The sequence below is a fragment of the Geomicrobium sediminis genome (genome assembly GCF_016908595.1).
Classification (GTDB): Bacteria; Bacillota; Bacilli; order Bacillales; family Marinococcaceae; genus Geomicrobium_A; species Geomicrobium_A sediminis.
In genome coordinates this window covers 380,739-396,872 of sequence record NZ_JAFBEC010000002.1, presented here as the reverse complement: position 1 = coordinate 396,872, position 16,134 = coordinate 380,739, and the positions used below count along the sequence as shown (strand labels likewise).

Below are 16,134 nucleotides of genomic sequence, written 5' to 3'. Positions count from 1 at the left end.
GGGACGTTACGTGAACCGATACGAAAAGCAAATGTCTTTTTCACCGATTGGCAAGGCTGGACAAGATCGACTTGGACAAGCACATGTTTTACTCATTGGTGTCGGGGCGCTTGGAAGTGTAAGTGCAGAAACGCTCGTTCGTGCAGGAGTGAAGACGGTCACCATTGTTGACCGCGATTATGTTGAATTAAGCAATTTGCATCGCCAACAATTGTACTGTGAAGCGGATGTAGAGCAAGTGTTACCAAAGGCAATCGCTGCGAAGAGGCGATTAGAAGAAATTAATTCAGATGCTAGAATCGAAGCTCACGTCATAGATGCAACAGCTCGTAATTTGGAACCATTGCTAAGCGATGTCGACATTTTAATTGATGGAACTGATAATTTCGACATTCGTTTTATTATGAATGATCTGTCTGTGAAACATAACATTCCGTGGGTGTTTGGTGCCTGTGCAGGATCATACGGCATGACGAAGTTTTTTCAACCGAATGAAGATCCGTGTTTAATGTGCGTGATGAAGTTCATTCCTGGAGAGGCAATGACGTGTGACAGTCACGGAGTCATTGCCCCAGTTATTCAACAAACGTCATTAATGCAAACTGTACACGTATTAAAATGGTTAACTGGTAAATCCGATGTAATTGACCGATCAATAAGTATCTATGACATTTGGGAAGGCAACTATCAGAAATTCTCAATGAAAAAAATGAAAAAAGAGTCGTGCAAAACGTGCGGAAGTGAGCGCACGTTTCCGTACCTGCAATCGTTACAACAGAATGACATTGCGGTGCTTTGTGGCCGTGATACGATTCAAATTCGTATGAAAGACCGATCATTTGATCTCTCACATTTAGAAATGAAGTTAGCCGCCTATGGTAAAACAAAGAAGAATTCGTTTTTACTATCCTTCACAGAGTACGAATCAGGCAAGCGAATGGCGATCTTTAAAGATGGGAGAGTACTCGTTCACGGTACGAAAGATGTTGAAGAAGCAAAGGTGTTTTACCATGAAATGATGGAATAAGGAGGGGTTACCTTGGTAGAAGTACGTAGACCAATTTCAATTTCTGATGCGGTCAGTCGTGTGATGAACTATGAATTTAACCAAGCAATTGATTATGTGCCACTATTGGAAAGTGATTTACGATTTTTAGCAGAAGATTTACTAGCAGACCACGACGTTCCGCCTTTTAATCGCGCACCTTATGACGGATATGCCATTCGCTCTGAAGATACGAGTCAAGCAAGTAGGCAAAACCCAACGCGACTACACGTTGTAGGAGATATTGGTGCAGGAAGTTTATATACGGACGATCTTGAAAATGGTCAAGCGGTTCGCATCATGACGGGCGCACAAATGCCAAGTCAAAGTGATGCAGTTGTGATGTTGGAAGAAATACATACAAATGAAGCAGATATGGTTACGATTATTCGTCCTCACCACCATAACGAGAACATTTCATTTCAAGGTGAAGATACGAAAAAAGATCAAGTGCTCATAGAAAAAGGGGCGATCATTCATCCTGGTACCGTTGCGTTACTGGCAACGTTTGGTTACGATATCGTCCCTGTGTTTCGAAAACCACGAATTGGAATTCTTGCAACGGGTAGCGAGCTATTAGATGTTCACGAACCTTTACAGCCCGGGAAAATCCGAAACAGCAATGCGTACATGGCGGCATCTCAAGTAAAACGTGCTGGTGGCATCCCAGTCATGTATGGAAAACTCCCTGACGAATTGGATGCATGTGTGGATGTTGTGACTGATGCGTTACAAGAAGTCGATGCAATGATTACAACAGGCGGTGCTTCTGTTGGTGATTATGATCTCGTGCCACAACTTGTTGAACGTCTTCATGCGACGACACTTTTTAACAAAGTTGCTATGCGTCCAGGTAGTGTCACGACAGTTGCTGAAAAAGATGGACAGTTGATCTATGGTTTATCAGGTAACCCTGGTGCATGTTATGTAGGGTTTGAACTGTTTGTCCGACCGTTAATTCGTAAAGCGCTCGGTGCACGTGATTTGCATTTAAAACGATCCATTGGTGTGTTAGACAGTGATTACCCTAAACCAAATCCGTACACAAGGTTGATTCGTGGTGTTGCTTTGGAGCGTGAAGGCGTACAATATGTGAAACCATCTGGACTAGACAAATCGAGTTCTGTTATTGCACTCGGAGAAGCTGACGTATTGATCGTTTTACCTGCAGGATCAAAAGGGTACAAGCGTGGGGAAGAAGTGAATCTATTAGATCTACATGATCAAAAAGGTAGTCAATGGCCATGGGACATCCCAATTGTATCGTACAAATAGTCGGGTATAAGAACGCGGGGAAGACAACGACAATCTCCAAACTCATTGCTGCCCTAGAGCAAAGAAACCTTACATCCACAGTCATTAAACATCACGGTCACTCGCCTGTTCCACCAAAAGCAAGATACGATAGCGAACGCTTTATTACAGCAGGTGCAAAAGCGAGTTTTGTAGAAGGTGGGGGAGAAGTTAGTATTCAATTAAAGAAAGAAATGTCGCTCACTGAATTGCTGCACTTACAATCTCTCGTAATGACGGTGGACGTTGTATTTGTTGAAGGGTTTAAAGATATACAACTGCCAAACATCGTATTACTTCGAGATGAAGACGATTTCTCATTGTTAGATCGTTCTCAAACGATCGGAGTCATTCAGCATCATCGTCTTCAGATCGACTGTAAAGAGACAGCCATATTTTTACGTGATGAAGAAGAAATGTGGATCTCTTACTTCGTAAATCAAATTGTAGGAATGAGGAGCGAACATGTTTAACGTCACCAATGAACCGATCGACGTCAACGAACTCATTGAACAAGTTCTACACAATAACGTCGGAGCCGTACAAACCTTTATCGGTACAGTAAGAGAAATGACACACGGTAAACAAACACTGCAGTTAGAATATCACGCGTATGAATCGATGGCTGTCAAAATGTTAGAGCGGATCGGTGCTGAAATCCAAGAACAGTGGCCGCACACAACCGTTGCAATAACACACCGACTTGGAACATTAGCCATTCAAGAAATTGCTGTTGTCATTGCTGTAAGTTCACCACATAGACAGGCCTCCCACGAAGCAACAGCATATGCAATTGAGCGGATTAAACAAATCGTTCCTATTTGGAAAAAAGAATACTGGGCAGATGGCAGTTTTTGGGTAGGGGATCAACTCGAGCAAAACGCATATCCAGAAAAGGAGGAGAATCATGGTTGACGTGTTATTTTTCGCAGGAATGAAAGAAAAAATCGGACAAGCACAAGTAAACGCTGACATTGCTGGTAAAACGGTACGAGAAATCAAACTGTGGGTTGAACAAACCTATACGCTACCAAAAGGGAGCTTAGAACGAACGATGATCGCCGTCAACGAAGAATTTGTTGAAGACACTGACTATGTGAAAAGCGGAGACACAATAGCGTTCATCCCTCCAGTGAGTGGAGGGTGAAAAGAAGGGATGTAGCGTTACAGTTATCCTGCACTATGTGCTTAGAATCTTTTGCAACGATTCGTATCTAGGGTTTTTTGCTTTTATCTTTAAAGCATAAAATTAGCTCAGAATGCCTATGGTTGATGCAAGTTTTTTGACGCACAGACGTTTCTTTCCAAGAGTATAACGCTCAAAATTTGAGCGTTATAGCTCCTACTGAACATAAACTCATTTGGACAATTAATAATTAAGCACTTTTTTGATCATTATTTAGCTCTTCTTTATCTTCATCTTTGTTCACGCTAATCACAAAATACGTAGAAGCGACGAATATAGCTCCACCAATAATGTTGCCAATCGTTACTGGAATGAGGTTATGAATAAATCCCCCGAATGTAATGGTCTCTGAACCACCATGAAGCAAAGCGATTCCTAAGATCGACATGTTCGCAATACTATGCTCGAGACCAGCGGCAATGAACGCCATGATTAAAACGAAGATTAAGAATAATTTCGCGATGTCACCTTCTGCTCTTAGTGAAGTCCAGATTGCAAGACATACAATCCAATTGCAAAGAATCCCTCTGAAAAAAAGTTCCATCATCGGTGCATTCATCTTTTCTGAAGCGAGTGAAAACATGTAATGGCTATCATCGGCGCCTTGAAAAAGGCCAGTTAACAAAACTAGAAAAGACAACAAGAGCGCACCAATCAAGTTACCAAAGTAACTCCATCCCCAAATCGCTAACGTTTGAGACCAACTCGTTAGGTTTGAAAGAGAACTTACGGTGAAAATTAAATTATTACCAGTAAAAAGCTCCGAGCCTGCCCATAAAACAAGTGCAAGAGCAATACCGAACGTAGCTCCTGTCATCACATCTAAAAAAGGAGAACCTGTAATATGTAGTGGTTGGCCGATAGAAAATAAAACAATTGTTCCAACACCAACATAAGCTCCTGCAAGAATCGAAGCCAATAAATAGCGCAATGGGGATGAAGAGAAAAATCTAATCTTGTTAGTGGCTTGTTCATTTATTGTAACAAGTGTGTCTTTGTACATGTTATTCCTCCTTTAACGAATAGTGTAAGTTACCCGAAAATAATGAACTTAAAACTGATTGTAATGTTTTGTGTTTAATGATTTCGAATTAAGGGAAAATAAATTAAATTCAACTCACTCAATAACAAGGAGGAGCCCAGATGAATCAAACGATGACAGTGGCGATTAACGGAAAACAAGAAATTATCTCTAGTGGAGAGTCCGTGCTAGAGCGATTACAGAAAATGGACATGCAAGTCCCGAGTCTATGTTATCATCCAAGTCTTGGAGCAATAGAAACGTGTGATAGTTGTATCGTGAAAGTAAATGGAGAGTTTGTTCGGGCGTGTTCTACGAAGATTAATGATGGTGATGTTGTGGATTCACTAAGTAGCGATGTACATGAAGCACAGTTAATTGCCATGGATCGAATGCTTGGAAATCATGAATTGTATTGCACAATTTGCGATTACAATAACGGAAACTGTGAAATACATAATGCGGTAAAAGAAATGAAGATTAGCCATCAAGAAACCCCTCATTCTACGAAAGAATCAGAAGTTAAGCGAAGCACATTTTATCGTTATGACCCCGATCAATGTATTTTATGTGGTCGTTGTGTTGAAGCTTGCCAAGACGTGCAAGTAACTGAGACGTTATCTATTGATTGGAATTTAAAGCGTCCCCGAGTAATTTGGGACAAAGATACGACAATTGATGAGTCTTCTTGTGTTAACTGTGGACATTGTTCAACGGTCTGTCCGTGTAATGCAATGCTTGAAGTAGGCATGGAAGGCGAAGCAGGATTTTTGACAGGAATAAAAGAAGAAACGTTTAGACCGATGGTTAACATTACCAAAAATATTGAAACAGGGTACGAGTCGCTCATGACGATATCAGATGTAGAAGCGGCAATGCGTGAAGAAAGAATTAAGAAAACGAAAACCGTTTGTACGTATTGTGGTGTTGGGTGTGCATTTGATGTATGGACGAAAGATCGCAAAATTTTAAAAATCGAACCACAGGCTGAAGCACCAGCCAATGGAATTTCGACGTGTGTGAAAGGAAAGTTCGGTTGGGATTATGTAAATAGTGAAGAGCGTTTAACGAAGCCGTTAATCCGCGAAGGCGATTCGTTTCGGGAAGCTGAGTGGGAAGAAGCGCTTGATCTCATTGAAAGTAAATTCAAGTCGAAATTAAATACAAAAGGTTCGGATGCTCTTGCTTTTATTTCATCGTCTAAATGTACGAATGAAGAATCGTACTTAATGCAAAAGCTTGCCAGGGGGGTAATCGGGACAAATAACATCGATAATTGCTCACGATATTGTCAATCTCCAGCTACGATGGGGCTTTGGCGCACAGTGGGTTATGGTGGAGATTCAGGTGGTATTGAAGATATCGCTAAAGCAGAATTAGTCATTTCGATCGGTTCAAATACTGTTGAGTCGCATCCAGTATTGTCAACGAGAGTGAAGCGCGCCCAAAAGCTAAACGGTCAAAAAGTGATTGTTGCTGATCTTAGAAAACACGATTTAGCTGAGCGTTCAGACATATTTGTGAAACCATCTCCGGGCAGTGATCTTGTTTGGTTATCTGCGATTACAAAGTACATCGTTGACCAAGGATGGCACGATGTCGCATTTTTAGAAAAGCATGTATCTAACGTTGAAGATTACTTGAGTAGCTTAACTCCTTACACGCTTGATTATGCAGTAGAAGTGACGCTTTTAACGAAAGAAGAGCTTATAAGAATTGCTACGATGATTCATGAAGCTAAAACAACATCAATTCTTTGGGCGATGGGTGTGACACAACATGGGGGTGGAAGTGATACAAGTACTGCAATTTCCAATTTATTACTCGTCACCGGTAATTATATGAAGCCTGGTGCAGGCTCGTACCCACTTCGAGGTCATAACAACGTCCAAGGTGCAAGTGATTTTGGCAGCATGCCAGATCGTCTACCTGGGTATCAATTTGTTACCGATGACGAGATTCGTTCTCGTTTTGAAGCAAATTGGGGCGTAACCTTACCGAGCGTACCAGGGTTGAACAACCATGAAATGGTCGATGCCATTCATGAAGGGAAATTAGACGTGTTGTATTTAAAAGGCGAAGATATGGGCATTGTGGATTCTAATATAAATCATGTGCAATCTGCGTTTGAAAAATTATCATTTTTCGTTGTCCAAGACATTTTCTTTACTAAAACATGTCAATATGCGGACGTCGTTTTACCAGCAAGCCCTAGCTTAGAGAAAGAGGGAACATTCGTTAATACTGAAAGACGATTCCAGCGACTATATCAAGCACTTGAGCCTCTAGGCGACTCAAAACCAGATTGGCAAATCATTATGGAGATTGCTAATCGAATGGGGGCAGGTTGGTCGTACAGCCATCCGAGTGAGATTATGGCAGAAGCGGCTTCGTTAACACCATTATTTGCTGGTGTTTCATATGAGCGATTAGAAGGGTACGATAGTTTGCAATGGCCAGTTAAGGAAGATGGAACTGACACACCACTCTTATTTACTGATGGATTTCCTTTGCCTGATGGGAAAGCGAGGTTATGGCCAGTCGAATGGACTAAACCGCTAGAATTTGAAGAAGTGTATGATTTGCATGTGAACAACGGTCGCTTACTAGAACATTTCCATGAAGGCAATATGACGTATCAGAGCGAAGGAATTACTAAGAAGACACCGAGCGTCTTTTTGGAAGTGTCACATGAACTGGCGAAGGAACGAGAACTTGAAGATGGCACGATGGTACGGCTTACTTCTCCTTATGGGTCGGTTAAAGTCGAGTGCGTGGTCACTGATCGCGTTTTCGGTAAACAAGTATATTTACCGATGAATACGAACGGCGAAGGAGCCATCAATTATTTAACAAGTTTTCACGCCGATAAAGACACCGATACACCTGCATATAAAGAAGTATCAGCGAAGATGGAAGTCTTAAAGCAAAAGGGCAAATCGCCATTGCCGAAAACGAACCATCGTTACGGCAATCCTCAACCACAAATTGGAGTTAAAGTCGAAGAAAAGTGGGCGAGGTCTGATTACACGTTCCCAGGAGATCTTGTTAAAAATAGGAGGGGAATGTAGTGGCAAAAGCAACGACGATCATTCGTGAAATGGAAATAGATCCAAAGAAGCTTCATGAACAACAAGTAAAGGAGTTCGAGTCGCTACTTGTTGAACATAAAGATTCGATTGAAGATGTATTCACCCTCATTCATCAACTGCGAGATCGTGAAGTGTTGAATTTAGCCCATGGTGCTCTCGGTCAAAGTGAGCATGTTTTGCATCGGATTGTAACTGCCATGGATTCGAAAGAAACGACACAGTCTATTAAAAACGCACTGCTTATATTCGAGTTATTAGGCACTGTAAATATGAATGAGTTAGAACCGATTGTATTAAAGTTAAATCATGGAATTAAGCTGGCTTCAGAGTATGATCATAGCGATCAACCTGTGGGCATCGGTGGCCTTATTCGTTCCTTAAATGACAAAGAAGTGATTGAAGGAATGAATGTTTTGATGAAATTCGTGAAGGGCTTTGGTGTTGATGAGGCCCAAGAAGAGAAGATCGAACCTCAATTGGAACGACTTGAGCATCCCGAAAAGGAAATGGGAACTCAAAAACGAGGATCAACATCCAACACGAAGCCGGCTCGGGTTTATGCTCCTAGATTGTTTGGATTTCTAACTGGAGCACTCGTATTACTCGTTCCACTACTCATTAAGAAGAAGTAAGGATGACACGTATGGACGAAGAACGTGTAAAGTATGAGATTGTCCGCTATACTCTCTCAAATGTTGAAACAGTTCAAGACCACATTGTCGTTGAACGACCTGTGACGATTAAAGTGAATGGTGAAGAACTGCTTACGATTGTAAGTTCACCTCAATATGTGAAGGACATGGTGATCGGTTATCTCGTATCAGAAGGAATTGTGAATCGAATACAAGACATTGAATCAATTCGGTGGGATGCTAAAGACGGATTTGTTCACGTGCGGTTGACGCGTGCGCTTCACCCACTGTCTCAACAGATGCAGATGAAACGTTATCTTACATCATGTTGTGGGATGAGCCGTCAAGCATTGATCTTTGCAAGTGACGCGAAAACAACAAAAGTCATGACGAGTCGAAATGTAATCATCAGTCAAAGGCAATGTTTTCAATTGATGAACGAATTACAAGAACATTCGAGTGTTTTTAGAGATACAGGTGGCGTTCATAATGCAGCGCTTGCTACGAAAGACGGAATCGTCGTAATGCGTGTAGATATTGGCAGACACAATGCGTTAGATAAAATCTATGGGCACTGTTTACGAAATAAGATTTCATTGGAAGATAAAGTGCTCGTTTTTAGTGGAAGACTATCCTCTGAAATCGTGCTTAAAGCAGCGAAAATTGGCAGTGAAGTGATCTTATCGAAATCAGCCCCGACAGACAGGGCAATTCAAATTGCAAAAGAACAGCAAATTACGATGGTTGGCTTTATAAGAAAACAATCGATGAATGTGTACAGTTGTGCTGAACGGATCTACGAAGATAAATCGGGAGCAACTCCATAAAGGAGTTGCTTTTTTTGTGAGCTTTTTATATGATATAACCATCGGTTAGTAACCAATGGTTATGAGGTGGAGTAGAATGGATAAAGCTAAACAACGAATTATGAAAGCAGCAGAGCAACTTTTTGTACAAAAGGGGTTTAATCACGTGTCAGTACGAGAAGTTGCAAGCCGTGCGAAGTGCTCACATACGAGCATTTACGTCTACTTTAAGGATAAACATGCGCTATTAGAAGCAATTGCTGAAAAGCCGCTCGCTACGTTACATGCATCTTTAGTTGAAGCAAATGATCTTTATGAATTAGCAGAGCGTTTTGTAACATTCGGATTGACTCATCGCAATTTGTATCCATTGGTCATGACGACAGAAGCACAACGTGTAGATGAGGGGGCAAATCATGAGTTAAATGAATGGCGCTTAACGTTATTTACTGAATTAAAAGAGAAAATTCCAGCAGAGAAAGATCATGCATGTTCAATGGACGTTGCCCGTATGGTTTTTTATCAACTACATGGAATGATTATGACGTATGTGACAAGTGAAGAAACAGTTGGGGAGTTGCTAGAGCGTCTGCGACCATTGCTTAGACATAGCGTTAGACGATTATGTGAGGGGGAAGGTACATGAAACAGATCCAACTTTCACCATCGGTCATGAAGTTAGAGTTTTTTATCGGAATTAAAGTAAGCGTTTGGATAGTTAAACATGATCAAGGAGTTCTTCTCATTGATTCAGGGCTTGGAATATTTTCGCGCGCGATCACGAAACAAATTGGATATATCGGAGAATTAACAGAAATAGTACTTACCCACGGTCACCCAGATCATATTGGTGGGGTGAAGGCATTATCAAGAGAGGGTGCAATACCCGTCATGGTGGATGAGAGAGAGTTGCCGTACATCTTTGGAGAGAAGTCATACCCCAACAGAAAAAAAGCACAAAAGCCGATTGCAATTGAAGAGGTTAAACCACTGGATGATGAAGGTTTGCTAGAAAAAGGTTTACGGGCATTCTATACACCGGGTCATTCTCCAGGGCACACGTGTTTTTATCATGAAGCGGAAGGTGTTCTCATTGCAGGGGATCTCTTTACTAGTAAAAAGGGAGAGCTTCAAGACCCAGTACCTGCATTTACAGCTGATATGGATCTTGCAAAGCGAAGTGGCAAAGACGTGCTTCAAGTCATTTCACCCACTGTCGTTTCACCGTGTCACGGGAAAGACGTTTGGTTGTAATTAGTCGTGGTCCGCAAGTTGATAACTGTTTACATCAAAATCAAGCGCATTCCCCTGTGCCATTTCTGACAGCACACTTCCTAAATACGGTCCGACGGTTAATCCGCTTGCGCCTAATCCGTTAGCGAACAATACGTGATCAACGTTTGGTAAATAGCCGAAAGATGGAAGGAAATTGGCTGTGAACGGTCGGAAACCGACACGAACATCTTCGACAGTGAATGACTTCAACGCCTCCCCATGTGAGAAGGCTTGATCAAGAATTGAAGAAACACCGTGAGCAGTCGGATACGGATGAAATTTGTTCGTATCTTCATGAGTGGAGCCAATTACAACGGTACCGTCAAGGTTTGGTACGAAGTACTGCGTGCCAGGTGGCATGATGACTGGAGGTTTTTGCTTGAATGGTTCCTTTGCTTTGAGATGGATGATTTGCGCTTTTTGGTGGGTGACGAGTGGTTGAATACCAAATGCGTTCGCCCATTCATTTCCCCATGCTCCCGTCGTGACGATGAGTGTGTCATAGCTCATTGCCTCTTTGCCCACGTATAGTTTGTCTGAAAACGTAGCTTCCTTGAACAAACAAGTTGCTCCGAGTTTTTCCGCAGCTTTGAGCGTAGCGTTTCGTAAAGCGCGACCGTCTACTTTAGCACCGCCACTAACGTGAAGGGCGTAATCGTAATTTGAGAGGTAAGGGAAATAGTCTTGAATCGCTTCTGCAGTCGTAATCGGTGTTAACTCCCCAATTTCAGGAGCGAGTTCCTTCTTTTTTAGGACGAGGTCGTACATTTTAGTAAGTGAGCGCTCATCTTTATGAAGGGCAAGTGTTCCGACTTGATCGTACCCAGTCGTAGATTCTCCGAGTTCATGAAGTTCGTTAATATAGGTCGGATAATAGCGAGCGCCATTTTGTACGAGGTAATACCAATCTTTGTTACGGCGTTGCGAAAGCCATGGAGACACAATACCAGCAGCGGCATCGGTTGCTTGTCCTGCGTCAAAACGATCAACAATCGTGACGTCATGTCCAGCTTTTGCAAGGTGATAAGCAGTACTTGCACCTAGAATTCCAGCGCCAATAACGACGTACTTACTCATAGGAAATCACCTTCCCGACGTTTTTCTAAAGCGACGATAAACGGTGCATCGTTTTTATGGTTCATAAATTCATATTTAGCAACGAGTACGTGTTCATGAGAGAGGTTTCGAATATAAGCAAGAAGCTGGTCCTTTTCTTGTTTGCCTTCTTCATGTCCATGGTAGACGACGAGGACAATCGTTCCTTTCACTGGCATTATCGTTAACAGTTGTTGAATTGCCTTCACTGTCGTTTTGCCAGTCGTCGTTACTTCTTTATTGCTTCCGGGTAAGTAACCTAAGTTAAAAATTGCAGCCTTTGGTCGATCGTCTTTGCAATACTGTTCGATCTTGTCATGGCTATCGTGAATCAATGTGACACGATCTGTGATTTGTTCTTTTTCCAATCGTTCACGTGTATTTATAATGGCAGTTTCTTGTATATCAAAACTATAGACTTTGCCTTTCTCTCCTACGAGGGAGGCGAGAAATAACGTATCATGACCGTTGCCAGCGGTCGCATCAATGGCTGTGTCGCCAATCGAGAGGCTATCGCTCATTAATCGTTTTGTAAAGGGCAGTATTTGTGGTAGAGACAATGAAATTCTCCTCTCTTCGTTGTAGAAATAGTGTACCACGACTGAATTGCCAATTTCCTAGCATTCATTGTACACTGATGGTCGGTACTAAAGGTAGGTGGGGATATGCCGAAAATCATTTGGCTATTAATTATCGGAATGAGTACGAATGTCATTGCTTCATCGTTTTTATGGCCATTAAATACGATTTACATTCATGAACAACTAGGAGAGCCGCTATCTGCAGCAGGTGTTGTGCTGATGATGTATGCGGGGGCAGGGGTCATCGGAAACATTGTTGGTGGACGGTTGTTTGATGTAATTGGTGGGTATAAAACGCTCGTCATCGGAATGACATTTGCACTTGGCTTTGCAATATTACTTGCTTTTAATCATGAATATTATCAATATATGGCATTTCTGACTGGGATCGGACTCGGTCACGGCATGATCGTGCCGGTATTTTATTCTCTTGCAGGTTCTCTTTGGCCTGAAGGAGGCAGACGGCCATTTAATGCGATGTACGTTGCGCAAAATGTCGGGGTTTCAGCAGGTACAGCGTTAGCTGGAATTGTCGCAGCATTTCATATTGAAATGATTTTTGTTGCCAACAGCATCACGTATTTGTTGTTGTTTTTGTTTGCAGTCATTGCATATCGAGGGATTCAAGAACGATCAACATCGAGTGCACAAGTGCAAAAGAGCAAAAACTTCAAACAACAGAACATGTCAGCCCTTGCGATTTTGTCTGTCGGGTTTCTAATCTGCTGGGTCGCTTACGTTCAATGGTTGTCGAACATTTCTGTACATATGCAAAGTTTGAACATTGATCTCTATTACTACAGCTTGCTTTGGACGTTAAATGGTTTGCTTATTGTTATCATGCAACCAGTTATGGCGATTGTTGTTCGCAAATGGGTGACAACGCTAAAAGCACAGCTTATTACGGGAGCGATTATATTTGCAGGGGCATTTCTCGTATTAACACAAGCAGAAGTGTTTACTGTGTTTTTACTTGCCATGATTATTTTGACGTTCGGTGAGTTATTCGTCTGGCCTGCAGTTCCGACGATTGCGAACAAAATGGCGCCAAAAGGAAGTGAAGGGTTTTATCAAGGTATTGTAAACAGTGTCGCTACTGGGGGGAGAATGATTGGACCACTTCTTGGTGGGATGATTGTTGATCACTACGACATGCATACGATGTTCTTTGTTATTCTAAGTCTCTTCATCATTGCAATTATTTCATTTGCAATGTATGATCGGCCGTTACGTAAATCAAATAAAAAGCTGCCTCTTCAATCGTAAAGTGAAGAGGCAGCTTTCCTTATTCATAGCGTGGCACAGGATGTCTTCGTAAATAATCCCGAATTGATTGTTTGAGCTTACCGGTTAGTTTTTTGCGACGGGCTTGTTTCTTTGATTTCGCTTTGCCCATGGATTCGACAGCTACCACGGTCTTCACTCCCTTCATTAAATGTCTTGTCTCTTTAGTATACGCTTAATTTATAGAAAATGCTTCTTAATCTAGAATTTCTCAAAAGGACAGGAGAATGAAAGCTCGCAAATGCTTGACAGCCTTGACATTGACAGATTTCGAGCCTACAATGGCAATATCAAGAAATCCGTCGTTATGGATGGTTTTGCACTTTTCGATGACGTCTCCGATAAGGAGATTTTTTTTTAGACATTACACATACTTCACTGTTGACAAAGGAGGCACCCCTTATGGCCTTTTCACATAAGGAGATTGAAAAAAAATGGCAAACGTTTTGGGAGTCGAATAAAACGTTTCGTGTGGATACAGCTGACCACTCACGTGAGAAATTCTATGCGCTAGATATGTTCCCTTATCCGTCAGGAGCGGGTTTACACGTTGGGCACCCTGAAGGGTACACAGCGACAGATATTTTATCGCGAATGAAGCGTATGCAAGGGTATAACGTATTGCACCCAATGGGTTGGGATGCATTCGGTTTACCTGCAGAGCAATATGCATTAGATACGAATCAACACCCGAATACTTTTACACAAAAGAACATCAACACCTTTAAGCGTCAAATCCAAGAACTTGGATTTTCTTATGACTGGGATCGTGAAATTAGTACAACGGATCCAGATTATTATAAGTGGACACAGTGGATTTTTATTCAACTTTACAAAAAGGGATTAGCCTACGTTGATGAAGTAGCGGTCAATTGGTGCCCAGCACTTGGAACTGTACTTGCCAATGAAGAAGTCATTGACGGTGTTAGCGAACGTGGTGGACACCCTGTTGAACGACGTCCAATGAAGCAATGGATGCTCAAGATTACAGAATATGCCGACCGTCTACTTGACGATTTAGATGAGTTGGACTGGCCTGAAAGCATTAAAGATATGCAACGCAATTGGATTGGCAAATCCGCTGGCGCTGAAGTTCGTTTCCAAATCGATGAGCACAATGTTGAAGTATTTACGACGCGTCCAGATACACTCTTTGGTGCGACTTACATGGTGCTTGCACCAGAACATCGCCTCGTTGACCTCATTACGACTGACGATGCCCGTGAATCTGTGGAAGCCTACCGCAAGAAAGTAAGCACGAAAAGTGACTTAGAACGTACCGATCTTGCAAAAGAGAAGACGGGTGCATTTACAGGTGCTTATGCAACGAACCCTGTCAACGGCGAACAAATCCCGGTTTGGATTGCCGACTATGTACTCATTAGTTATGGAACTGGAGCGGTAATGGCGGTCCCTGCCCATGACGAGCGTGACTATGAGTTTGCTAAAACGTTCGACTTACCGATTCGTGAAGTTGTGAGTGGCGGCAATATTGATGAAGAGCCATACGTTGGTGATGGTGATCACATCAACTCAGAGTTTCTTAACGGTTTGAACAAAGATGATGCGATTCAAACGGTCATTGAGTGGCTTGAGAAAAACGACTATGGTCAAAAGAAAACGACGTACCGTTTGCGTGATTGGTTGTTTAGTCGTCAACGTTATTGGGGAGAACCGATTCCAATGATTCATTGGGAAGACGGTACGATGACGCCAGTTGATGAAAGTGACTTGCCATTAACCCTTCCTGATTTGGATGAATTTAAGCCATCAGGAACAGGGGAATCACCGCTTGCCAATGCAAAAGACTGGCTTGAAGTGACCGATCCTAAAACAGGAATGAAAGGTCGTCGTGAAACGAATACGATGCCACAATGGGCAGGAAGCTGCTGGTATTATTTACGTTTTATCGACCCAGACAATGACGAAGCCCTGGCCGATCCTGAGAAGTTGAAAACTTGGCTTCCAGTCGATATTTACATCGGTGGTGCGGAACATGCTGTTCTTCACTTGCTATACGCTCGTTTCTGGCACAAAGTTCTTTACGACATCGGTGTTGTACCGACGAAAGAGCCGTTCCAACGTTTGTACAACCAAGGGATGATTCTTGGTGAGAACAACGAGAAGATGAGTAAATCAAAAGGCAACGTCGTCAATCCAGATGAGATCATTGAAACACATGGCGCGGATACGCTTCGTATGTATGAAATGTTCATGGGACCATTGGATGCATCAATTGCTTGGTCAACAAATGGACTAGACGCATCAAGGAGATTCCTCGATCGTGTGTGGCGTTTACTCGTTACTGAAGAAGGAAAGCTTGTGGATACAGTTGTTGATGATGCTGCGAGCGATCATTCACTCTTACCGATTTATCACCAAACTGTTGCTAAAGTGAGTGATGACTTTAAAAACTTACGATTTAACACGGGGATTAGTCAGTTGATGGTGTTGATTAATGCGGCATACAAAGCAGACACGTTACCGAAAGTTGCGATGGAAGGTTTCGTGAAGATGCTTTCGCCAATTGCTCCACACGTAGCAGAAGAGCTATGGCAAAAACTTGGTCACACAGGCACAATTTCGTATGAAGCTTGGCCAGTGCATGATCCTGCTTACCTCGTTCAAGACGAAGTAGAAGTCGTCGTTCAAGTAAATGGCAAAGTACGTGCCAAGCTTGTCATGTCAAAAGACGCGACAAAAGAAGAGATGCAAGAAAGCGCCTTAGCTGATGAGAAAGTCGCCAGCAACATTGAAGGCAAAACGATTCGCAAAATCATTGCCGTACCAGGAAAACTCGTTAACGTTGTTGCGAATTAATAAA

The 16,134-nt window shown here is 42.3% G+C and carries 16 protein-coding genes; 12 read left to right on the top strand and 4 right to left on the bottom strand.

Translation table 11 applies throughout. The annotated features are described in order from the left end of the window. The first annotated feature begins 10 nt into the window (after positions 1 to 10). From JOD17_RS04880 to moaD, 5 genes are read left to right on the top strand one after another with little or no spacing between them, the layout of a single operon-like run. Positions 11 to 1,027 carry a ThiF family adenylyltransferase gene (locus JOD17_RS04880; RefSeq protein WP_338028751.1) on the top strand — a complete coding sequence of 339 codons (1,017 nt, stop codon included), beginning with the start codon at positions 11 to 13 and terminating at the stop codon, positions 1,025 to 1,027. 12 nt (positions 1,028 to 1,039) lie between these two features. Next, the gene (locus JOD17_RS04875; RefSeq protein WP_204695937.1) at positions 1,040 to 2,320 is read left to right on the top strand and encodes a molybdopterin molybdotransferase MoeA; all 1,281 of its coding nucleotides are present in this window, start codon (positions 1,040 to 1,042) and stop codon (positions 2,318 to 2,320) included. Beyond that, positions 2,290 to 2,811, top strand: coding sequence for a molybdopterin-guanine dinucleotide biosynthesis protein B (mobB, locus tag JOD17_RS04870; protein ID WP_204695936.1), 522 nt, complete (start codon positions 2,290 to 2,292; stop codon positions 2,809 to 2,811). The genes JOD17_RS04875 and mobB overlap by 31 nt, the downstream gene beginning before the upstream one ends. Further along, positions 2,804 to 3,253 (top strand): molybdenum cofactor biosynthesis protein MoaE, encoded by a 450-nt coding sequence (locus JOD17_RS04865; RefSeq protein WP_204695935.1) that lies wholly within the window; start codon positions 2,804 to 2,806, stop codon positions 3,251 to 3,253. The genes mobB and JOD17_RS04865 overlap by 8 nt, the downstream gene beginning before the upstream one ends. After that, positions 3,246 to 3,485 carry a molybdopterin converting factor subunit 1 gene (gene moaD, locus JOD17_RS04860; protein WP_204695934.1) on the top strand — a complete coding sequence of 80 codons (240 nt, stop codon included), beginning with the start codon at positions 3,246 to 3,248 and terminating at the stop codon, positions 3,483 to 3,485. Before JOD17_RS04865 ends, moaD begins: the two co-directional genes overlap by 8 nt. 229 nt (positions 3,486 to 3,714) lie before the next feature. On the opposite strand, the gene JOD17_RS04855 is transcribed toward moaD, so the two are convergent. Next, the gene (locus JOD17_RS04855) at positions 3,715 to 4,527 is read right to left on the bottom strand and encodes a formate/nitrite transporter family protein (protein ID WP_204695933.1); all 813 of its coding nucleotides are present in this window, start codon (positions 4,525 to 4,527) and stop codon (positions 3,715 to 3,717) included. Positions 4,528 to 4,667: 140 nt separating this feature from the next. Between JOD17_RS04855 and fdhF the strand changes: the two genes are divergently transcribed. The 5 genes from fdhF to JOD17_RS04830 all read left to right on the top strand — a co-directional run bounded on the left by fdhF (position 4,668) and on the right by JOD17_RS04830 (position 10,329). Next, on the top strand, positions 4,668 to 7,616 hold the full coding sequence (fdhF, locus tag JOD17_RS04850; protein ID WP_204695932.1) for a formate dehydrogenase subunit alpha: 2,949 nt from the start codon (positions 4,668 to 4,670) through the stop codon (positions 7,614 to 7,616). Next, positions 7,616 to 8,269 carry a DUF1641 domain-containing protein gene (locus JOD17_RS21690; protein ID WP_204695931.1) on the top strand — a complete coding sequence of 218 codons (654 nt, stop codon included), beginning with the start codon at positions 7,616 to 7,618 and terminating at the stop codon, positions 8,267 to 8,269. The genes fdhF and JOD17_RS21690 overlap by 1 nt, the downstream gene beginning before the upstream one ends. Before the next feature lie 11 nt (positions 8,270 to 8,280). Further along, a complete protein-coding gene (fdhD, locus tag JOD17_RS04840) occupies positions 8,281 to 9,096 on the top strand; it encodes a formate dehydrogenase accessory sulfurtransferase FdhD (protein WP_204695930.1) in 816 nt (271 codons plus the stop codon). Positions 9,097 to 9,172: 76 nt separating this feature from the next. Then, on the top strand, positions 9,173 to 9,721 hold the full coding sequence (locus JOD17_RS04835) for a TetR/AcrR family transcriptional regulator (protein WP_204695929.1): 549 nt from the start codon (positions 9,173 to 9,175) through the stop codon (positions 9,719 to 9,721). Then, positions 9,718 to 10,329, top strand: a complete 612-nt coding sequence (locus JOD17_RS04830; protein ID WP_204695928.1) for an MBL fold metallo-hydrolase — start codon at positions 9,718 to 9,720, stop codon at positions 10,327 to 10,329. The genes JOD17_RS04835 and JOD17_RS04830 overlap by 4 nt, the downstream gene beginning before the upstream one ends. Here the strand turns inward: JOD17_RS04830 and JOD17_RS04825 are convergent, their stop codons facing one another. Continuing rightward, positions 10,330 to 11,427: an NAD(P)/FAD-dependent oxidoreductase gene (locus JOD17_RS04825; protein WP_204695927.1), complete on the bottom strand. Its 1,098-nt coding sequence runs from the start codon at positions 11,425 to 11,427 to the stop codon at positions 10,330 to 10,332. Continuing rightward, positions 11,424 to 12,005, bottom strand: coding sequence for a tRNA 5-(aminomethyl)-2-thiouridylate-methyltransferase MnmM (gene mnmM / locus JOD17_RS04820; RefSeq protein ID WP_204695926.1), 582 nt, complete (start codon positions 12,003 to 12,005; stop codon positions 11,424 to 11,426). Before mnmM ends, JOD17_RS04825 begins: the two co-directional genes overlap by 4 nt. A 105-nt stretch (positions 12,006 to 12,110) precedes the next feature. On the opposite strand from mnmM, the gene JOD17_RS04815 reads away from it, so the two are divergent. Then, complete coding sequence (locus tag JOD17_RS04815) at positions 12,111 to 13,292, top strand: MDR family MFS transporter (RefSeq protein ID WP_204695925.1); 1,182 nt, start codon at positions 12,111 to 12,113, stop codon at positions 13,290 to 13,292. A gap of 19 nt (positions 13,293 to 13,311) precedes the next feature. Here JOD17_RS04815 and JOD17_RS21500 read toward each other — a convergent pair whose 3' ends face one another. Next, positions 13,312 to 13,440, bottom strand: a complete 129-nt coding sequence (locus JOD17_RS21500; protein ID WP_255343406.1) for a hypothetical protein — start codon at positions 13,438 to 13,440, stop codon at positions 13,312 to 13,314. Positions 13,441 to 13,712: 272 nt separating this feature from the next. Here JOD17_RS21500 and leuS point away from each other — a divergent pair, with 272 nt between their 5' ends. Next, on the top strand, positions 13,713 to 16,130 hold the full coding sequence (gene leuS, locus JOD17_RS04810; RefSeq protein WP_204695924.1) for a leucine--tRNA ligase: 2,418 nt from the start codon (positions 13,713 to 13,715) through the stop codon (positions 16,128 to 16,130). Positions 16,131 to 16,134 lie beyond the last annotated feature (4 nt).